This window comes from Mediterraneibacter sp. 210702-DFI.5.30, assembly GCF_020560115.1.
Taxonomy (GTDB): Bacteria; Bacillota; Clostridia; order Lachnospirales; family Lachnospiraceae; genus Mediterraneibacter; species Mediterraneibacter faecis.
In genome coordinates, this window is sequence record NZ_JAJCME010000014.1 from 63,386 (window position 1) to 85,163 (window position 21,778).

The following is a 21,778-nucleotide window of genomic DNA, read 5'->3' on the forward strand; positions in this document are numbered from 1 at the left end:
CGATTGTTTTTATATTAATACACTTTTAACAAGAATATGATATTTTCCTTTCCTTTCTACTTAGACATTTTGCCATATTGCAGCTCATTTCTTCACACTTACTACACTACAATAACCATTGTCTTTTTGAGAATCTTGTCGTATAATGTTATTTATTGCGAGCTAACAAACGCATTTAATAGGTAGTAACTCATATAAATTTGACAAATTAACTGAATTACAAAAGATTGGGGATATTAATTATGAACGCAAAAAATCTACATACTTTAGGAATCGACATTGGTTCCACAACAGTAAAAATTGCAATTCTTAATGATGAAAATGAAGTCCTCTTCTCTGATTATGAACGCCATTTCGCTAATATCCAGGAGACGCTTTCCGATCTGCTCGGCCGTGCGCTTTATAAGCTTGGACCAATCCAGGTTTCTCCTGTCATCACAGGAAGCGGTGGTCTGACACTTGCCAAACATCTCGGTGTTCCATTTGTCCAGGAGGTAATTGCAGTCTCCACTGCACTACAGGATTACGCTCCTCAGACAGATGTAGCAATTGAGCTTGGTGGAGAAGATGCGAAGATCATTTATTTTGAGGGTGGAAATGTAGAACAGCGTATGAATGGTGTCTGTGCCGGTGGTACAGGTTCTTTCATTGACCAGATGGCATCTCTTCTTCAGACAGATGCTTCCGGTCTGAATGAATACGCTAAAAATTACAAAGCATTATACTCTATCGCTGCGCGCTGCGGTGTATTTGCCAAGACAGATATCCAGCCACTGATCAATGACGGTGCTGCTAAGGAAGACCTTGCCGCATCCATTTTCCAGGCTGTTGTGAATCAGACCATCAGTGGTCTTGCCTGTGGAAAACCGATCCGTGGTCATGTTGCATTTTTAGGAGGTCCACTTCATTTCCTCTCAGAATTAAGAGAAGCATTCATCCGCACATTAAAACTGGATGATGAACATATTATCGCACCAAATCACTCACATTTGTTTGCTGCGATTGGTTCCGCACTGAATTCCAAAAAAGATACTCCGATGGAACTGCGTGATATGCAGAATCGTCTCGAGAATAAAATCCAAATGGATTTTGAAGTGGAACGTCTGGATCCACTGTTTGCAACAACTGCTGATTACGAGGAATTCATTTCCCGCCATGCAAAGCATCAGGTGCCGGTAAAAGATCTTGCCTCATACAAAGGAAAAGCATTTCTTGGAATCGATGCCGGTTCAACAACTACAAAAGCAGCTCTCGTTGGTGAAGACGGAACACTTCTTTATTCCTTCTATCACAACAACGACGGGGATCCGCTTGGTACAACGATCACAGCGATCAAAGATATTTACGATCAACTCCCTGAGGGTGTAGAGATTGTTCATTCCTGTTCCACAGGATACGGCGAAGCACTGATCAAAGCTGCTCTGATGCTTGATGAAGGAGAAGTTGAGACTGTTTCTCATTATTATGCAGCATCCTTCTTTGAACCGGATGTAGACTGTATTCTGGACATTGGCGGTCAGGATATGAAATGTATCAAAATCAAAAATCAGACTGTCGACAGTGTTCAGCTGAACGAAGCCTGCTCTTCCGGATGCGGTTCTTTCATTGAGACATTTGCAAAATCTCTGAATTATTCGGTAGAGGATTTTGCTCACGAAGCACTTTATGCACAGAACCCGATCGATCTCGGAACACGCTGTACTGTATTTATGAACTCCAAAGTAAAACAGGCACAGAAAGAGGGGGCGTCTGTTGCTGATATCTCAGCCGGACTTGCTTATTCTGTTATCAAGAATGCCCTGTTCAAGGTAATCAAAGTATCTGATGCATCCGAACTTGGAAATCATATTGTTGTTCAGGGAGGTACCTTCTATAATAATGCAGTTCTTCGAAGCTTTGAGAAAATCGCAAACTGCGAAGCGATCCGCCCGGACATTGCCGGAATCATGGGTGCATTCGGTGCAGCTCTGATTGCCCGAGAACGTTATGTTGACTGCGAAGGCACAACCATGCTTTCCATTGATGACATCCGTTCCCTTGAATACTCCACAACAATGACAAAATGTCGTGGATGTACAAACAACTGCCGTCTGACGATCAACCATTTCAGTGGTGGACGTAAATTCATCACAGGAAATCGCTGTGAGCGCGGACTTGGAAAAGAGAAATCAAAAAATCAGATGCCGAATTTATTTGAATATAAATTGCATCGCTATTTTGATTATGAACCGCTTTCCGAAGAAGAGGCAAAACACGGATTAATCGGTATTCCTCGCGTATTGAATATGTATGAGAACTATCCGTTCTGGTTCACATTTTTTACAAAACTTGGATTCCGTGTTGTTCTGTCACCAGCTTCCACAAGAAAGGTTTATGAACTTGGTATTGAATCTATTCCAAGTGAATCCGAGTGTTATCCGGCGAAACTGGCGCACGGACATGTACAGTGGCTGATCAATCAGGGAGTGAAACACATTTTCTATCCGTCAATCCCGTATGAGCGGAAAGAATTTGCTGATTCTGATAATCACTACAACTGTCCGATCGTTACTTCTTATCCGGAAAACATCAAGAATAACATGGACCCGATCGTCAACGGAGAAGTTGATTTTATCCATCCATTCTTGAATTTTGAAAGTGAAGAGACGATTTCTTATCGTCTTGTAGAAGAATTAAGTAAGAAGTTCTCTCTTTCCGAAAGCGAAATCAAGTCAGCAGTCCATGACGCATGGAATGAACTTGCTGCCTGTCGTCAGGATATGAGAAATAAAGGGGAAGAAACAATCCGTTTCTTAAATGAAACAGGAAACCGCGGTATCGTACTTGCCGGTCGTCCATACCATATCGATCCGGAGGTAAATCATGGTCTTCCTGAATTGATTACATCCTACAATATTGCAGTACTTACAGAAGACTCTGTCTCTCATTTGAATCCGGCAGAGCACCCTCTGAATGTTATGGATCAGTGGATGTACCACTCCAGACTGTATGCTGCCGCGAATTATGTAAAGACAACGGAGAATCTTGATCTGATTCAGCTCAACTCCTTCGGATGTGGACTGGATGCTGTTACAACAGATCAGGTTGCTGAGATCCTTACAAATTCAGATAAGATCTACACAACTTTGAAGATTGATGAAGTAAATAATCTTGGAGCTGCAAGAATCCGTGTACGCTCTCTTCTCGCCGCAATCCGTGTGCGTGAAAAGAAACAGGAAAAACGTACCATTCGTCCGGCTTCTATCGAAAAGGTTACATTTACAAAAGAAATGCGTAAGGATTATACAATTCTCTGTCCGCAGATGTCTCCGATTCATTTTGAACTGCTTGAGCCTGCTTTCCGCGCTGCCGGATACAACATCGATGTTCTTCCTAACGATAACAAACAGGCTGTCGATATGGGATTAAAATATGTAAATAACGATGCTTGCTACCCTTCTCTGATCGTTGTCGGTCAGATCATGGATGCACTGTTATCCGGAAAATATGACTTGAATCATACAGCTGTTATCATCACACAAACTGGTGGTGGCTGCCGTGCTTCGAACTATATCGGATTTATCCGTCGTGCACTTAAGAAAGCCGGCATGGAGCATATTCCGGTTATCTCACTTAACTTAAGTGGACTGGAAGATAATCCTGGATTCAAACTTTCTCCTGCACTGGTTCTCCGCGGAATCTACGCAGCAGTATTCGGAGATATCTTTATGAAATGCGTTTACCGTATGCGTCCTTATGAGGCCGTACCGGGAACTACAGATAAGATTCACCGCAAATGGGTTGAAGTTGTTAAGAAGTTTGTGTCCGAAGGATATCCGTCCCGTAAGAGATTTAAGAAGCTTTGTAAAGATATCATCAATGATTTTGATAATATAGAAACACTCGACATTAAGAAACCTCGTGTTGGAATCGTTGGAGAAATCCTTGTTAAATTCCTTCCGGCTGCCAACAATCATCTGGCAGAGCTTTTGGAAAGTGAAGGCGCCGAAGCAGTTGTTCCGGATCTTCTCGACTTCCTGCTCTACTGCTTCTACAATCAGAACTTCAAAGTTTCCCATCTGGGAATGAAGAAGTCCAAAGCAACAGCAGGAAATCTTGGAATCAAAGCTCTGGAATGGTTCCGTGCTCCGGCTTCCAAAGCATTTGCAGAAAGTAAACACTTTGATCCGCCGGCTCACATTGAAGATCTTGCAAAAATGGCTTCAGAGATCGTATCTCTCGGAAACCAAACCGGTGAAGGATGGTTCCTGACCGGTGAGATGCTCGAACTCATTCACAGCGGTGCCGGAAATATTGTCTGCACCCAGCCATTCGCCTGCCTGCCAAACCATGTTGTAGGTAAGGGAGTTATCAAAGAACTCCGCCGCAGACACCCTGAATCCAACATCGTAGCAATCGACTTCGATCCGGGCGCAAGTGAAGTAAATCAGTTGAATCGTATCAAACTGATGCTGTCGACGGCGTTTAAGAATTTGGAGAAATAGAAATTTATCGTAGGGATTCTTTTTCGAGTTCGGACGAAATCAGATATCGCATATAAAGTTTATTCGAATAGACAGACATCGAGGGTTTGATGCAGGCTCCGGGTTCTGTATACAGGAAAGGCTAAAAAAAACGAAAGGTTACTAAGAACAAAGCAGTGTTCGGCAAACTCGCTGCCGCTTCAGACAGCTGCCTCGCATTGCTTCAACGTAATCTTTCGTTTTTTAAGTCTTTCCAAGCACACAGAACAGTCACCTGAATCAAACCCTCGATGTTTGTCTATCTGTAAGTTTTCAGCGATATCAGATTTCTACTTTCTCGAAAGAAGAACTCTACTTAAAACCAAAACGTAGCAGATGGAAATTTACATAAGTTATTTAGCAAAATGTCAACAAGACAGTACACTGGCTTCCAACGTATTTTTCAATAAAATTTAGCGTAGAAGTCTATCTTTTTCAGTAAACAGAAAACAGAAAATATGAACTTCGAGAAGTTTCATGTTAGAAGAATGATACAGGGGCGAAGACGAATGTGGAGCATGCTTGCTCATACTTGAAAAACAATAGATTGCGTTAAAGAAAGGATTGACAGCTGTTTGAGCAGCAGCGAGTTTGTCAATCCTTTCTTTGCTTTTAGCAGTCTATTGTTTTTCCTAGTATGAACAGCGTGCATAACCCTGAGTCAGCGTTCCTGTATCGTTCTTCTAACAATCGACTCTTCAAAATCATATTTTCAGTTTTCGTCCGATACTCAAATAAGAATCTCTACGCTAAATTTTATTTCCGATACAAGTAAAGGATTCCCCCGAAAAGTCCCAGGAAAATTCCTGCGTATCCTCCTGCACAGAGGATATCTGCCAGACTCTGTATCAGATCTATCCTGATTGCAGAACATACTCCTAATCCAAACAGTGTTCCTATGATTGTCCATCCTACAATTAAAATTGGCAGATATACTGCAAGTGCATGATCTGCATCTATATAATGATTTACAAAACTCCAAAGTTTTCCATACATAAAAATTACCCTCTTTCTACTAAAAATGTCTAAGTGTTTTTCCTTTTGACAATTCTTAGTATAGAGGGTATTTGTAAAGTCTCATTTTCTTCCAATGCTAAATCTATGTAAAATAAATCAAACTATTGTTAAATCGATTTACTTTATTCGGTTTCCAGAACCAGTTCGGCCACTTCCTGTGGTGTTGTTGCCAGAGCATCTGCACCTGCCTCTGAGAGTTCTTTTAAATCTCCGTATCCATACAGAACACCGATCACTTTCAGCCCTTCCGCATGGCCTCCTAGTATGTCATAAGAACGATCTCCGACCATTACGATTTTATCCAGTTCTTTCTCTTCGCACTGTTCCAAGACATAACGGATAACATCTTGTTTTTCTGTACGTGTCTCATCCATACATGCCCCGCCGATCACATCAAAATATTGAGCCAGTCCAAAGTGATCTGCGATGATTTTAGCAAATTTTTCCGGCTTGGATGTCGCCATCGCAATCTTGATTCCCGCTTGTTTCAATGTCTTGAGCATCTCTTCTACGCCATCATACACACTGTTTTCAAAAATACCTGTCACTGTGAAATATTCTCGATAAAGAGTAACCATCTCTGCTGCTTTTTCTTCATCAATTCCACAGTGTTCCATAAACTGACCCTTCAGCGGTGGTCCAATAAATTTACGTAATTCATCTACGTCAGGTGTCGGTTCTCCCACCTTCTCCAGCGCATATTTTACAGAATTCATAATTCCCGGACCTGAATCTGTGAGTGTTCCGTCCAGATCAAACAGTACAGTTGTTATTTTCATTTCCAATTCCTCACTCTATTAAAATTTTCTAATTTGATCATCCTCTTCACTTTCAGTTTTTATCACTTTACGGATCACCACATAATAGCCGAAATCATCGTTCACTTTAATATAGACTCTCTCGCCTTCTTTATGTCCGAGCAGGGCTTTTCCAATCGGAGATTCTATGCTGACCAGTCCGTTCAAAGAGCTTCCTCTTACAGAAGTTACAATGCGATATGTCTCGATCTCATCATCGTCTTCACAATAAAGTTCTACGGTATTATTCAGGCCAATTTCATCCTCTTTCGAATGATCTTCCACAATCTCAGCTGTCTTGAGCATTCTTTCCAGATAACGAATACGACTTTCGTTCTGATTCTTCGCTTTTTTCGCTGCGTGATATTCGAAGTTCTCACTCAAGTCTCCATGAGATCTTGCTTCTTTCACTGCTTCAATCAATTCTTTACGTTCTACTAATTTTCGATGCTCAATCTCTGCCTGAATCTTTTCTACATCATTTTTTGTCAATCTTTCACGCATGACTTTTCCTTTCCTCTCTGAACTATAGGTATTGCTGTACACATCTACTGCGAACAACAACCTATAGGGAAAAGGAAAGCTATCAATTACGATAAACTAAAACAAGCACTGTTGTTATCGCAGTCAATAGCTTTCCCTTTTCACTTCTATCTTAATCCACGCAATTTTCTTCTAGATTCTTTTCTCTTGAAAGAATCATTCAAGTTGCCTGAATCCAAATTCAACACTTATGAATTATTTCACTAACAGAGATTTTCCTGTCATCTCAGCCGGCTGCTGCATTCCCATCAGCTCGATCAGTGTCGGAGCGATGTCTGCCAGGCATCCGCCTTCTCTTAATTTGTAAGCCGGATCAGCATTTACAAGGATAAACGGTACCGGATTTGTTGTATGAGCTGTGAATGGCTCACCTGTCTCCTCATCGATCAGCTGCTCTGCATTTCCGTGGTCAGCGCAGATGAACATCTGTCCGTCTACTTCTTTCAGAGCCTCTACAGCCTTTCCTACACACTCGTCAACTGCTTCTACAGCCTTGATCGCAGCTTCCTGAACACCTGTATGTCCTACCATGTCAGGGTTTGCAAAGTTGATCACGATCACATCATAGTTCTCAGACTTGATCGCTCCAACAAGCTTGTCACATACTTCGTAAGCGCTCATCTCCGGTTTCAGGTCATAAGTAGCAACCTTAGGGGATTTCACAAGGATTCTGTCCTCTCCCTCATTCGGCTCTTCTACTCCACCATTGAAGAAGAATGTTACGTGAGCATATTTCTCTGTCTCTGCAATACGAGCCTGTTTCAGTCCGTTATCTGCAAGGAACTGTCCAAATGTATTCGTAATAGATTCTTTTACGAATGCAACCATCTTATTCTCGATTGTCGCATCATACTCTGTGAAGCATACGAATGTAGTCTTCACTCTGTCTCCTCTTTCAAATCCGTCAAAACCGTCATCACAGAATGTTCTTGTGAGCTCTCTTGCTCTGTCAGGACGGAAGTTGAAGAATACAACAGAATCATTTTCTTTGATTGTTGCTGTTGCAGCACCGTCTTTTGTTACAACAAATGGTACTACGAACTCGTCTGTTACATCTTCATCGTAGGAAGCCTGGATTCCTGCTGTTGCGGATTCTGCTGTATTGCCTTCTCCTGCAACTAATGCTTTGTAAGCTTTCTCCACACGATCCCAACGGTTATCACGATCCATTGCATAGTAACGTCCGGATACAGATGCAACCTCACCTACACCAATCTCTTTCATCTTTGCTTCAAGCTGCTCTACATACTCTTTACCTGATGCCGGTGGTGTATCACGGCCGTCAAGGAAACAATGAACATATACTTTCTCAATTCCCTGTCTCTTGGCGAGCTCAAGAATTCCATAAATATGAGTAATATGACTATGAACTCCTCCGTCAGATACAAGTCCCATCAGATGAAGTGCAGAATCGTTCTTCTTTACATTCTCACAAGCTGCAAGAAGAGCTTTGTTCTCAAAGAAATCTCCGTCTTCGATAGACTTTGTGATCTTTGTAAGTTCCTGATAAATGATACGTCCGGCACCCATATTCATATGTCCTACTTCTGAGTTACCCATCTGTCCATCCGGAAGACCTACAGAAAGTCCGCTTGCATTTCCTTTTACAAACGGATACTCTGCCATCAGTTTATCCATAACAGGAGTATTCGCAAGTGCTACTGCATTACCCTCTGTCTTATCTCTTAATCCATATCCATCTAAAATCATCAATACGGTTGGTTTTTTGCTCATCTCAATATCTCCTTTGCATTAAGATTGTCTATTTTTTAACTCTACGCTTTATTGTACTAGTTTTAGCACAATTTTGCAAGTCAGAGCTCTGGTCAAATATATCCGAAAATAAGCAGATTTTCGCCTGAATTCATGTAAAAATCACTACATTAAAAATCTTATAATGTCGGAAGCAATTCTTTCATCAGCTTTACACCATGAACGATCGCCTGTTTCTCAAATGTAGGATAATCCACCTGTGCACTTCCATCTGCCTTATCTGAAATTGCACGAATGATCACACATGGAACATGATTCAAATACGCACCGTGAGCAATTGCTGCTCCTTCCATCTCAGCACATTTCGCACCAAAATTATTAACAATACGTTCTTTTACTTCTTTTTCAGAAATAAACTGGTCTCCGCTTGCAACTCTTCCTGTAAATGTACGAATATCTGAATTCGCCTTTTTATTTGCTTCCACTGCTTTTCTCACAAGTTCTTTATCTGCCGGAAATGCAAATACATCCATACGCGGCACCTGTCCGACAGGATCTCCCAATGCACTGACATCCATATCATGCTCTACTGCATCTGTAGATACAACAATATCTCCGATATTGATCTCTGCATCCAGAGAACCGGCTACACCTGTATTAATCAGCTGATCCACCTGATAAAAGTCTGCAAGGATCTGTGTACAGATTCCCGCGTTCACTTTACCGATTCCGCTCTGTACAACAACTGCTTCTTTTCCATAAAGCTGACCTTTATAAAATTTCATGGATGCCTTTTCCTGCATCTCGCATTCTGTCATATCCTCGATCAGCTCACGGACTTCTTCTTCCATCGCTCCGATAATTCCTACCATAGCTTCTTAATCTCCTATCTTTTATATTCCCTTTTCTTAATTGCTTTATTTTCTTCATTAAGCTGTTACATTATTTTATCAATCTCCTCTATGATACACTCAAATGATTTTCAAAGTCAAGAAAAAAGGCCATCCTGTCAGAATTGCTATCTATATCGCTACTGTCTGCACTACTTGTGCCCGGCAATATAAATATCTTTCTGACCAGATGACCTTTCTTAATTATCTGTTATAATGAAACAGCCTTAGATCTTATTATTTGTAGTTAACGATCTTTCCGAAGTCAGCCTTAAGGGAAGCTCCACCTACAAGACCTCCATCGATGTTAGCCTGTGCAAAAAGCTCAGGAGCTGTAGCTGCGTTTACAGATCCGCCGTACTGGATACGGATTGCTTCTGCTGTAGCTTCATCATATACTTCTGCGATGCAAGCACGGATTCCTGCACAAACTTCTTCAGCCTGCTCTGTTGTAGCTGTCTTTCCTGTTCCGATTGCCCAGATTGGCTCGTAAGCGATAACTGCTGTCTTAGCCTGATCTGCTGTAACACCCTGGAATCCAACCTTAACCTGCTGACGGATGAAGTCCATTGTTACGCCCTGCTCTCTCTGCTCAAGAGTTTCTCCACAGCACATGATTGGTGTAATACCATGCTCAAATGCTTTCAGGATTTTCTTATTTACATCTTCGTTTGTCTCACCGAAGTACTCTCTTCTCTCAGAATGTCCGAGAACTACATATTTAACACCTGCATCTACAAGCATATTCGGGGAAATCTCACCTGTGTAAGCTCCGCTCTCCTCAAAATACATGTTCTCAGCTCCAACCTGGATGTTTGTTCCCTTAGCAGCCTCTACAACTGGTACAATATCAATAGCCGGTACGCAGAATACGACATCTACGTCTTCGTTAGCTACGAGTGGTTTTAACTCTTCTACAAGTGCAACTGCCTCGCTTGGAGTTTTGTTCATTTTCCAGTTTCCTGCAATAATTTTCTTTCTTGCCATTGTTCTTATCTCCTTGAATTTTATATTCAGAACCCGTGTGAAATGTAACAACACGGGTTTCTTCTAATCTGTAATTACAGATTCTTATTATTTATCGTTAGCTGCCGCTACTCCCGGAAGTTCTTTTCCTTCGAGGAATTCAAGAGAAGCTCCACCACCTGTAGAGATATGTGTCATCTTATCACCATATCCAAGCTGGTTAACAGCTGCTGCAGAATCTCCACCACCGATGATTGTTACAGCATCTGTGTTGGCAAGTGCTTCTGCTACTGCCTTTGTTCCTTCAGCGAATTTCGGCATCTCGAAGCATCCCATTGGTCCGTTCCATACAACTGTCTTCGCAGATTTAACAGCATCAGCGAACATCTCAGCTGTCTTAGGTCCGATATCAAGACCCATCCATCCGTCCGGGATCTCGTTCTGAGCTACAACTTTTGTATTTGCATCGTTAGAGAAAGCATCTGCTGCAACAGCATCTACTGGAAGAAGAAGTTTAACACCTTTCTCCTCTGCTTTCTTAACCATGTCAAGTGCATACTGTAAGTAATCTTCCTCAAGAAGGGAATTTCCTACGCTTCCGCCCTGAGCTTTTGTAAATGTATAGCACATTCCACCACCGATGATGAGTGTATCAACTTTGTCAAGAAGGTTGTTGATTACGGAAATCTTACTGGATACTTTAGATCCTCCAAGAATTGCAACGAATGGTCTTTCCGGATTCTCTACTGCGTTTCCAAGGAAATCGATTTCTTTCTGCATAAGATATCCAACAACTGCTGTGTCAACAAACTGTGTAACACCTACGTTAGAGCAGTGTGCTCTATGAGCTGTTCCGAATGCATCGTTTACAAATACATCACAAAGAGATGCAAGATCTTTGCTGAATGCTTCACCATTCTTTGTCTCTTCTGCTCTGTAACGTGTATTTTCAAGAAGGATAACATCTCCATCTTTCATAGCTTCAACAGCTGCTTTTGCGTTTGGTCCAACTACTTCCGGATCAGCTGCAAATTTAACTTCCTGTCCGAGGAGCTCAGAAAGTCTTACTGCTACTGGTGCAAGTGAAAGCTCCGGCTTTGGCTCTCCCTTCGGTTTTCCAAGGTGGGAGCAAAGGATTACTTTTCCTCCATCAGCGATCAGCTTCTTGATTGTAGGAAGAGCTGCCACGATACGGTTCTCATCTGTAATCTTTCCATCCTGAAGAGGTACGTTGAAATCACATCTTACAAGAACTCTTTTTCCTTTTACATTGATATCATCTACGGATTTTTTATTAAGTGCTGCCATTTTTCATAGCCTCCTGTATTTCTATTTCCTGTCACTTTCACGTGCAGAATCTGTTCTGCACAAAGAAAATGGAGTCCGGTCCTACAATAAGACCGGACCCCATTGTGAGTCAATAATTCAGATAAATCTCTGAGATTCTAATTTCTCAAAAAGAATTAAGCCTCAAGAAGTTTTCCAAAGTATTTGATTGTTCTTACCATCTGGCTTGTGTAAGAGTTCTCGTTGTCATACCATGAAACAACCTGAACCTCTGTTGTACCATCGCCAACTGGAAGAGCCATTGTCTGAGTAGCATCAAACAGTGAACCATATCTCATTCCTACGATATCGCTGGATACGATCTGATCTGTGTTGTATCCGAAGGACTCGTTGGAAGCAGCCTTCATAGCCTCGTTGATCTGATCAACTGTAACTTCTCCGTCAACTACTGCTGTAAGGATTGTTGTAGAACCTGTTGGTGTAGGAACACGCTGAGCAGATCCGATCAGTTTTCCGTTCAGTTCTGGGATAACAAGACCGATTGCCTTAGCAGCACCTGTGCTGTTTGGTACGATGTTAACTGCAGCTGCACGGGATCTTCTAAGATCACCTTTTCTCTGCGGTCCATCAAGTGTCATCTGATCTCCTGTGTAAGCGTGGATTGTACACATGATACCGGACTTGATTGCTGCAAGGTCGTTAAGAGCTTTTGCCATCGGAGCCAGGCAGTTTGTTGTACAAGAAGCTGCGGAGATGATGTTCTCATCTTTTGAAAGTGTCTCGTGGTTTACATTGTAAACGATTGTCGGAAGGTCATTTCCAGCTGGAGCAGAAATAACTACTTTCTTAGCACCTGCATCGATGTGAGCCTGAGCTTTTGCTTTGGATGTGTAGAATCCTGTACACTCCAGAACAACGTCAACACCGATTTCTCCCCAAGGAAGTTCAGCTGCGTTAGCTTTTGCGTAGATCTTGATCTCTTTTCCGTCAACTGTGATGGAATCCTCTCCTGCCTCTACTGTATCTGCAAGAGCGTATGTTCCCTGAGTTGAGTCATATTTTAATAAGTGAGCAAGCATCTTAGGAGATGTAAGGTCGTTGATTGCTACTACCTCATATCCTTCTGCTCCGAACATCTGTCTGAAAGCAAGACGTCCGATACGTCCAAAACCATTAATCGCTACTTTTACTGCCATGATTAATTCCTCCTAAAAGTTTTAAAAAATTTATGACTGTGTCTCCAGCCATGGCGATGAATATAACAATGCGATATTTGTTAAATATTCATCAACTAGATTCATTGTACTAAAACAGAAACAAAAATTCAACCCTTAAATCCATATAATTCGATTTTTATGGAACAATTCTCTTAAATATCGGTTTCCGCCCCTTAAATTCTGCATAATAACTAAAACCACAGCTTATAAGTATCTCGCCAGCCTTGTCAAAGTCAAAAGCGACATGTTCCGGACGGTGTGCATCCGCTCCGATTGTGACAATTTCACCACCAAGCTCCTTGTATCTTCTGATAACATCCGGATGTGGATTCGGGAATCCGAGACCATATTTCATTCCTGCCATATTCATCTCAAGTCCTTTTCCATGACTGATCAGATGCTTTAGTATCTCATCGATCTCGTCTGCATATTTTCTATAAGAATATCCTTCTGCCTGATGTGCGCCATAACGGACAACATAGTCCAAATGTCCCAAACTATCAAAGGAATCTATTTTTTTCAGATTTTCAACTGTCACCTCAAATGCTTCATGATAAGCCTCTTCATCACTTCGTCCTTCAAAAAATCCACGATAATACGGATCCTGTCCATGGATAAGATGTACTGAACCGATCACAAAATCAAACGGATATTTTTCTGTCAGTTCTTTATAATATTCTCCCAGGTGTGGCTGAAGTCCGATCTCTACACCGATTCGGACTTCCAGTTTTTTCTGATATTCTGTTTTTAATTGCGTCAGTCTACTGAAATATTCATCTAGGTCGAACACAAATGCACCCACCGGAAAATCCGGTGTTTCTGGAAAGTCTTTATCAAGATGATCCGTGATGCAGACTGCCTGCATTCCTTTATTCACCGCTGCATCAAGCATGGAGTGCACTGAAGAATCACTGTCTTCTGAAAATCTTGTATGCATATGAGCATCACATGTTATCATAATATTGTGCCGCCTCCTAATACATACTCACCATCATAAAGAACAACTGCCTGTCCCGGTGTCACTGCACGGATTGGTTCATCGAATGTACAGGTAATCTCATCTTCTCCTGTCTTCTCCACGGTACACCAGGCTCCTTTGTGGTTATAACGAATCTTTGCAAACACACGCATCGGTTCTGTAAGATCTTCCACGCTCATAAAATTCAACTCATTGGCACGCAGTGTATGCGTCAATGATTCTTCATACGTTCCGATTACAACTTCATCTGTCTCCGGACGTATCTCCAGTACAAATGCAGGATACCCTAATGCAAGCCCAAGTCCTTTACGCTGTCCTACTGTATAATGAATGATTCCTTTGTGTTTTCCAAGGATCTTCCCATCCGGTGTCACGAAATTTCCCTGACGAATCGGAGCATCTGCGTTTTCTTCAATAAAAGATGCATAGTCTCCATCCGGAACAAAACAGATATCCTGACTATCCGGTTTATTTGCCACCTGCAGTCCGATTTTTTCTGCCATCTCACGGATCTGATCTTTTGAATAATTTCCAACCGGCATCAATGTATGTTCCAGCTGTTCCTGTGTCAGATTATAAAGTGCATAAGTCTGGTCTTTCGCAAGCGTTGCAGATCTGCGGATTGCATATCTTCCGTTCGGGAGCTTATCAATCCTTGCATAATGTCCTGTTGCAATATAATCTGCTCCAATTGAAAGACTTCTCTGCAAAAGAGCTTCCCATTTCACATAGCGGTTACAGGCAATACATGGATTTGGTGTTCTTCCGTTGAGATACTCTTCTGTAAAGTAATCAATAACATTTTTCTGAAATTCCTGTTTAAAGTTCATTACATAATAAGGAATTCCTATAGACGCCGCAACCCGTCTTGCATCATCCACTGCACTGAGCCCGCAGCAGCCTCCATTCTCTTCCTGAACGACGTTGTCTTCATCCTGCCAGATCTGCATCGTCACACCGATCACATCATAGCCCTGCTCTTTTAAAAGCCAGGCTGCCACAGAGGAGTCAACTCCTCCGGACATACCTACAACAACTTTGCCTTTGCTCATTAATATTCCTCTTCCTCTGCTTCTTCACCTTCGTGAATATCTGACTTTGGTTTCTTCAGGCCTTCAATCTTAATCCCATGTTTCTCTGCATAATCCCAGAGTGCTGCATGGATTGCCTCTTCTGCAAGCAGAGAGCAGTGAACTTTTACCGGCGGAAGTCCGTCAAGTGCTTCCATAACTGCTTTGTTCGTTACTTCCATTGCTTCCTGAACACTCTTCCCCTTTACCATCTCAGTAGCCATACTGGATGTTGCAACAGCTGCTCCACATCCGAATGTTTTGAATTTCACATCGCGGATGATCTGGTTGTCATCAATGTCAAGATAGATTCTCATGATATCTCCACATTTTGCATTTCCAACTGTTCCTACACCGCTGGCGTTCTCAATCTCTCCTACATTTCTTGGATGCTGAAAATGATCCATTACTTTCTCTGTATACATAATGTAATTCCTCCATTTTGTTTATCTTTTATTCAAAAATTATTCTGTATTTTCCTTTTAAATCATTCTGACTTATGCATTCTTCTGCTGCTTTTTTATAAAATCTTCGTAGAGCGGTGACATGCTGCGCAGATGGGCAACAATCTCTTTAAGCTGATCTACTGTATAGTCGATATCTTCTTTTGTTGTATCAGCTCCAAGTGTCATACGAAGGGAACCATGTGCGATCTCATGCGGCAGTCCGATTGCAAGAAGGACATGGGATGGATCCAGAGAACCTGATGTGCAGGCGGAACCACTGGAAGCACAGATTCCTTTCATATCCAGCATGATCAGCAAAGATTCTCCTTCAACAAATTGGAAGCTGAAGTTAATGTTATTCGGAACACGTTTCACACGATCTCCATTTAATCTACAATATGGAATCTCATTCTCAATTCTTGCAATTGCATAATCACGAAGTTCTGTCTCATGTTTCATTCTCTGTTCCATGGAAGCCATAGCAAGCTCTACAGCTTTTCCGTATCCTACAATACCCGGAACATTCTCTGTACCTGCACGGCGTTTTCTCTCCTGGGCTCCGCCGTGAATAAATGAACGGATCTTCACTCCTTTTCTGATATAAAGGAATCCGATTCCTTTCGGTCCGTTCAGTTTATGTCCGCTGGAACTGAGCATATCGATATTCATCTCATCTACATTGATCGGTACCTGACCAAACGCCTGGACAGCATCTGTATGGAAAAGTACTCCATGTTTATGTGCAATCTCTCCGATTTCTTTGATTGGCTGAATACTTCCGATCTCATTGTTTGCAAACATTACGCTGACTAGAATTGTATCCGGACGGATCGCTGCTTCAACAGCTTCCGGACTGACAATACCATTTTCATCTACATCCAGATAAGTCACTTCATATCCTCTCTTCTGGAGATATTCTCCTGTATGAAGGATTGCATGATGTTCAATCTTTGTTGTAATGATATGTTTTCCCTTTGATTCATAAGCCTCAGCTGTAGCTTTCAGCGCCCAGTTATCAGATTCAGAACCACCAGCTGTGAAATAAATCTCCTCTGTCTTCGCACCAAGTGCTTTTGCTATGATTTCTCTCTGTTTTGTGATCACTTCTTTATTCGCAGCCGCAAAACCATAAACACTGGATGGGTTGCCAAAATGCTCTGTAAAATATGGGAGCATCGCATCCACAACTTCCGGTGCTGTCTTTGTTGTTGCTGCATTATCAAGATAAATTAATTTTCCCATTACCTGTTACCTCACTTTTATTTTATCTACTTTGTTTTCTTACTGTTTACAAATAATTGTAGACAATGATTCTTTTCAGTTTTTACACTTTGTATAATCCAGATGATTGTCTGTATGTCCAAGACATTTACTTTCTGTCACCAGTTGGTTCAGCCAGATTTCATCTACTGTCTGGTTAATACTATCATTGATTCGTTTCCACACATACTTTGTTACACAGCTGTCCGCACCTTTGCATTCTCCTTCCGGATCAAGTCCGGCGCATTCTACTGGTTCAAGATTTCCTTCCAGTGCACGAAGCACATCTCCTACAGAAATATCTTTCGCTTCCTTTGCTAAGACATATCCACCATTTGCACCTCGGATACTCTTGACAAGTCCTGCTTTTTTCAGCTTCGACATCAATTGTTCCAGATATCGTTCTGAAATATCCTGACGTCTTGCAATACTTGTGATGGAAACCGGAGAATCTTCACTGTATTGGGCCAGATCAATCAAGGCACGCAATCCGTATTTCCCCTTTGTTGACAGTTTCACATCTTCACCTTCTTTTTCTTTTCCTTTTTCCTAGTATTATACTAGGGTTTCCTTTTGTAGGATATCACCAGTCTTACGTTCTGTCAAGGATGTTTCTTGAATATGTTGTTTAAAAATAAGTTCATTTCTGGTTACTGTCCGCGTTGCACGTGGCAGCAATCATTTTGACATGAGGGTATTATGTTTAGAAAAAAACATTCTTTGATTAAAGGAACACTGATTCTCACATCTGCCGGTCTTGTAAGCCGCGTTCTCGGATTCTTTTTCCGTATTTTCTTAAGCCATACCTTTGGAGAAGAACAGGTCGGACTTTATCAGTTAATTTTCCCTTTCTACGCACTCTGCCTGTCTTTGAGTACTTCAGGTCTTGAAACTGCCATTTCCAGAAGTGTCTCTCGCTTTCACTCCCTTGGCCGAACGCAGGACGGAAAGTTGATTTTCCAGACAGGTCTGATTCTTTCTGTTCTGATTTCTCTGATTTGTACTTTTCTGGTACAGAAGAATTCCGTTTTTCTTTCAAATCGTTTTCTTGGAGATCCAAGATGTGCAACACTATTATATCTGATCGTTCTTGCACTTCCGGCAGCTTCTGTCCACAGTTGTATCTGTGGTTATCACTATGGTCTGCAAAGAACCTCTGTCCCGGCTATTTCACAGTTAATCGAGCAATTTGTTCGAATTTCTTCTGTTTTTGTTTTATATTTTATTTTTATACACCGTGGAGTTCACCCTAAGATTCCATTGGCTGTATCAGGTATTATTTTCGGAGAACTTGCAGCAGCAGGCTACTCGCTTTTTTCACTGAAGAAGAAGGGTTTTGATGCCAATTCTCCATATATTCTTTCTATCTCAAAATCTTGTTCTGAATTGCTACGCCTCTCTGTTCCATTGACAGTTAATCGCACAGCAATTACATTCTTGCAGGGAATTGAAGCAGCTTCAATCCCTGTCTGCCTTGAGCTTGCATCTCACAGTGCTTCCGAAGCTCTCAGTATTTATGGAGTACTGACCGGAATGGCATTACCATGTATCCTTTTTCCCAGTGCACTCACAAACTCAGTCAGCCTGCTTTTAATCCCTGCTGTCGCACAAAAGCAGGCTGAAAGCTCTTCAAAAGAGACATTTCTCCTTATAAAAAAGGCTGCCGGAGGATGTTTCTCCCTTGGTCTTCTGTGTTCTGTCTTCTTTCTTCTTACCGGGTCTTTTCTCGGAAACTTCCTGTTTCACAGTACTTTAGCCGGTAATTTCATCGTAACACTTGCCTGGATCTGCCCTTTCCTGTACACAAGTTCCGCTCTTCTCAGTGCAATCAACGGACTGGGACTTACAACCCTGACACTGATGATCAATCTTCTTGGATTATCCATCCGCATTCTTAGTGTATATTTCGGAATCCCGCACTATGGAATCACAGGATACCTATGGGGACTTTTCATCAGTCAATCAACTGTCTGCCTCGTTGCATTACTCACACTTTCCCACGAAATCAAAAAAGAATATTTACAATCTGTTGAATCAGCCACGGATTAAGACAGGATTCTGAAAAAATCCCAATTAAAAACAAACCGCATACAAAGAACGTTTTTTGTCTGTTCCACTGATTCTGTGGATAGTTCCAACAAAAGCGCAAAAGCACAAGAACTGCCGGAACATAAAAAAGGAACTGTGGAAATAGTCCTGCCACACAAAGAATACTTCCCTTCATTCCTAATTCTGCCACTGCCTCTGACAGTAAAATTCCTCCTGACATCCCAGTCCACAGAAGAAAAAACGCTGCCACAATTTTTCTAATCCGGATTCCCATCGCCAAAAACAGCACCAGGAAAAAAATTCCCCGTACCTGAATCAAATACCAAATGTACTGTTGAAAAGATATCTTCTCATTCTTTAATCTCATAAGATAAACTTCTGTAAAAGTTCCGATCAGGCTCAGCTGTTCTCCCCATATATAATTGACAATCAAGATTCCTGTCAAAAAGCCTGTAAAAAACAGAGCCAGAAAGTAATGACCTGTACGAAATGCCTTCACCAGTATTCCTCCCACCCTATAAAATGTTCTGCGGATATATTTTTATCCTCAATCTTCCACACCATTATATGAGTGTCTGGTTTTTCTCATGCGGCAGCGATGCTACTTATTGTCGGCATTCAATCATTTTCCATACTTTACAGCATAAGCCATCAAAGAAGAAACTGTCTTCGCATCTTCAATCTCACCTGAAAAGATCTTTTCCTTCAATTCTTCTATTGTATAAGCGCCAAGTTCAATAAATTCATCTTCATCCAAATGCTGTTTTGACGGTATCAGATCATGTGCCACATAAACTTCAATCCGTTCGTTACAAAATGCTACTGTTGTCCGTAAAGTGATCAGCCACTCAAGATTCTCGCTGCGATACCCTGTCTCTTCCTCTAATTCGCGAGACGCACACTCTATACCAGGTTCTCCCACTTCATCAAGTGCTCCTGCCGGAATCTCCAATGTATATCGATCCAGCGCATTTCTATACTGTCTCACCATCAAAATCTTACCATCTGCTGTAACCGGAACTACCGCTGCTGCTCCTTTATGACCTATAAAATCCCATACTACGGTATGATCCCCGTCCACTTCTATCGTGTCCTGATAAAAATCAAGAATCTTTCCTTTAAATTTCAATTCTCTGTTAATTCTTTTAATCTTCTCGCTCATTCCGTTCTCCCTTCTTTTACCTTACATCACCGTATGCATTCTATATCAAAGACTTTTACTCTTACCTGTAATAGCTTTCTCAGTAAACTAAAAGCCCCTGTCTTTCGACAAGGGCCAACTTTCATCTTCTGTTATGATTCTCTTATTTTGCGTAATCTGTTGCTCGTGACTCACGAATAACATTTACTTTAATCTGTCCAGGATATTCTAATTCAAACTCAATCTGTTTTGCAATATCCCTTGCTAAAAGCACCATATCATCGTCAGATACCTGCTCCGGAACTACCATAACACGAATCTCTCTACCTGCCTGAATGGCAAAAGACTTATCTACACCTTTAAACTGGTTGGTAATATCTTCTAACTGTTTCAATCTGTTTGTATATGTCTCGATGGTTTCTCTTCTTGCTCCCGGTCTTGCAGCTGAAATAGTATCCGCTGCCTGAACAACACAAGCAATCAGACTCTGCGGCTCCACATCACCATGATGTGCCTCCACAGCATTAATAATGGTTGCTGATTCTTTGTATTTTCTACAAAGATCTGAACCAATCTGAATATGTGATCCTTCTACGTCATGATCAATTGATTTACCAATATCATGAAGAAGTCCTGCACGTTTTGCAAGTCTGACATCCAGTCCGATTTCACCTGCAATAAGACCGGATAACTGGGCCACTTCGATTGAATGCTTCAATGCATTCTGTCCATAGCTTGTTCTGAACTTCATACGTCCAAGAAGACGGATCAACTCCGGATGAATTCCTGTAACTCCAACGTCAAGAGCCGCAGCTTCTCCTTCCTCGCGGATCATTGTATCCACTTCTTTCTGAGCTTTTTCAACCATCTCCTCAATTCTTGCCGGATGAATACGTCCATCCACGATCAGACGCTCAAGTGCAATTCTTGCAACTTCTCGGCGGATTGGGTCAAACCCTGATAATACAACCGCTTCCGGAGTATCATCAATGATCAGTTCCACACCGGTTAATGTTTCCAGTGTTCTGATGTTTCTTCCTTCTCTACCGATAATTCTTCCTTTCATCTCATCACTTGGAAGCTGAACTACAGAAATTGTAGTCTCTGCAACATGATCTGCTGCACATCTCTGAATTGCATTCACAACATACTCTTTTGCTTTCTTGTCAGCCTCTTCCTTTGCCTGAGTTTCCAGTTCTCTGACCATCTTGGCTGTGTCATGCTTGACGTCATCTTCAACAGTTTTTAACAGATATTCTTTTGCCTGTTCGGAGGTAAGTCCTGAGATTCGTTCCAGTTCCTGCACACGTTTCTGGCTAAGTTCTTCTACTTTGGCTTCACGCTGGCGAAGATGTTCTTCCTTCGCTGTCAGTTTGTTCTCACGATGTTCCAGTACATCTGACCGTTTGTCGACCGATTCTTCCTTCGCGAGTACACGCTTCTCATAACGCTGTAACTCCGCTCTTCTTTCTTTCGTCTCTTTCTCAAGTTCATTCTTTGTCCTGATGGACTCTTCCTTTACTTCCAAAAGAGATTCCTTCTTCGTCGTCTCTGCAGTCTTTACAGCATCGTCAATGATTTCTCTTGCTTTTGCTTCTGCATTCCCAATCTTGCTTTCCGCATTCTTTCTCAGATTGGAAACTGTAACAAAGTGAGTAATGATTCCGACTATCAACGCGAGGGCCACGGCAACGCCTATAAATAAACCTAGACTTATCTGCACAGGAGCACCTCCTTATTCGATTTTCATTGTACATATTACTCAAATACAACACTTAAATTTTATACTGTTTCAACAACAATGTCAAGCATTGTAATTATTATTTTGTATCACATGACATAACCCGGTTACTGTTCACACGATGTGCGACCAGCAACGCATCTCGCCATTTTAAATCGCC

At 41.7% G+C, this 21,778-nt stretch carries 18 protein-coding genes; 2 read left to right on the forward strand and 16 right to left on the reverse strand.

The window, feature by feature from the left end; genetic code table 11:
* Positions 1–242 precede the first annotated feature (242 nt).
* Entirely contained in the window at positions 243–4,484 is a 4,242-nt protein-coding gene (locus tag LI126_RS12745; protein WP_227165520.1) for a 2-hydroxyacyl-CoA dehydratase, read from the forward strand.
* Positions 4,485–5,258: 774 nt separating this feature from the next.
* Here the strand turns inward: LI126_RS12745 and LI126_RS12750 are convergent.
* The 13 genes from LI126_RS12750 to LI126_RS12810 all read right to left on the reverse strand — a co-directional run bounded on the left by LI126_RS12750 (position 5,259) and on the right by LI126_RS12810 (position 17,206).
* A complete protein-coding gene (locus LI126_RS12750; protein WP_015528906.1) occupies positions 5,259–5,498 on the reverse strand; it encodes a hypothetical protein in 240 nt (79 codons plus the stop codon).
* A gap of 143 nt (positions 5,499–5,641) precedes the next feature.
* Positions 5,642–6,298: an HAD family hydrolase gene (locus LI126_RS12755; protein ID WP_020436540.1), complete on the reverse strand. Its 657-nt coding sequence runs from the start codon at positions 6,296–6,298 to the stop codon at positions 5,642–5,644.
* Positions 6,299–6,316: 18 nt separating this feature from the next.
* On the reverse strand, positions 6,317–6,820 hold the full coding sequence (locus tag LI126_RS12760; protein WP_055156217.1) for a GreA/GreB family elongation factor: 504 nt from the start codon (positions 6,818–6,820) through the stop codon (positions 6,317–6,319).
* A 234-nt stretch (positions 6,821–7,054) separates the two neighbouring features.
* Positions 7,055–8,593, reverse strand: coding sequence for a 2,3-bisphosphoglycerate-independent phosphoglycerate mutase (gene gpmI / locus LI126_RS12765; protein WP_227165521.1), 1,539 nt, complete (start codon positions 8,591–8,593; stop codon positions 7,055–7,057).
* 158 nt (positions 8,594–8,751) lie between these two features.
* Positions 8,752–9,444 carry a 5'-methylthioadenosine/adenosylhomocysteine nucleosidase gene (locus LI126_RS12770; protein WP_227155745.1) on the reverse strand — a complete coding sequence of 231 codons (693 nt, stop codon included), beginning with the start codon at positions 9,442–9,444 and terminating at the stop codon, positions 8,752–8,754.
* Positions 9,445–9,699: 255 nt separating this feature from the next.
* Positions 9,700–10,449, reverse strand: a complete 750-nt coding sequence (gene tpiA, locus LI126_RS12775; protein ID WP_227155737.1) for a triose-phosphate isomerase — start codon at positions 10,447–10,449, stop codon at positions 9,700–9,702.
* 87 nt (positions 10,450–10,536) lie between these two features.
* On the reverse strand, positions 10,537–11,736 hold the full coding sequence (locus LI126_RS12780; protein ID WP_227165522.1) for a phosphoglycerate kinase: 1,200 nt from the start codon (positions 11,734–11,736) through the stop codon (positions 10,537–10,539).
* A gap of 155 nt (positions 11,737–11,891) precedes the next feature.
* Positions 11,892–12,911, reverse strand: a complete 1,020-nt coding sequence (gene gap, locus LI126_RS12785; protein ID WP_015528899.1) for a type I glyceraldehyde-3-phosphate dehydrogenase — start codon at positions 12,909–12,911, stop codon at positions 11,892–11,894.
* Between the two features lie 157 nt (positions 12,912–13,068).
* On the reverse strand, positions 13,069–13,890 hold the full coding sequence (locus tag LI126_RS12790) for a histidinol-phosphatase HisJ family protein (RefSeq protein WP_227165523.1): 822 nt from the start codon (positions 13,888–13,890) through the stop codon (positions 13,069–13,071).
* Positions 13,887–14,963: a tRNA 2-thiouridine(34) synthase MnmA gene (gene mnmA / locus LI126_RS12795; RefSeq protein WP_117497473.1), complete on the reverse strand. Its 1,077-nt coding sequence runs from the start codon at positions 14,961–14,963 to the stop codon at positions 13,887–13,889. Before mnmA ends, LI126_RS12790 begins: the two co-directional genes overlap by 4 nt.
* On the reverse strand, positions 14,963–15,406 hold the full coding sequence (gene nifU, locus LI126_RS12800) for a Fe-S cluster assembly scaffold protein NifU (protein WP_055156225.1): 444 nt from the start codon (positions 15,404–15,406) through the stop codon (positions 14,963–14,965). The genes mnmA and nifU overlap by 1 nt, the downstream gene beginning before the upstream one ends.
* A gap of 72 nt (positions 15,407–15,478) precedes the next feature.
* Entirely contained in the window at positions 15,479–16,669 is a 1,191-nt protein-coding gene (gene nifS / locus LI126_RS12805; RefSeq protein WP_055144655.1) for a cysteine desulfurase NifS, read from the reverse strand.
* Between the two features lie 75 nt (positions 16,670–16,744).
* Positions 16,745–17,206 (reverse strand): RrF2 family transcriptional regulator, encoded by a 462-nt coding sequence (locus LI126_RS12810; RefSeq protein WP_020435796.1) that lies wholly within the window; start codon positions 17,204–17,206, stop codon positions 16,745–16,747.
* 180 nt (positions 17,207–17,386) lie between these two features.
* Between LI126_RS12810 and LI126_RS12815 the strand changes: the two genes are divergently transcribed.
* Positions 17,387–18,736, forward strand: coding sequence for a polysaccharide biosynthesis protein (locus LI126_RS12815; RefSeq protein ID WP_117497471.1), 1,350 nt, complete (start codon positions 17,387–17,389; stop codon positions 18,734–18,736).
* On the opposite strand, the gene LI126_RS12820 is transcribed toward LI126_RS12815, so the two are convergent.
* The 3 genes from LI126_RS12820 to rny form a co-directional block, all read right to left on the reverse strand.
* Complete coding sequence (locus LI126_RS12820) at positions 18,693–19,235, reverse strand: hypothetical protein (protein WP_020435794.1); 543 nt, start codon at positions 19,233–19,235, stop codon at positions 18,693–18,695. The genes LI126_RS12815 and LI126_RS12820 overlap by 44 nt on opposite strands.
* A gap of 123 nt (positions 19,236–19,358) precedes the next feature.
* A complete protein-coding gene (locus LI126_RS12825) occupies positions 19,359–19,898 on the reverse strand; it encodes an NUDIX hydrolase (RefSeq protein ID WP_015528893.1) in 540 nt (179 codons plus the stop codon).
* A 142-nt stretch (positions 19,899–20,040) separates the two neighbouring features.
* A complete protein-coding gene (gene rny / locus LI126_RS12830) occupies positions 20,041–21,594 on the reverse strand; it encodes a ribonuclease Y (RefSeq protein WP_054752991.1) in 1,554 nt (517 codons plus the stop codon).
* Positions 21,595–21,778 lie beyond the last annotated feature (184 nt).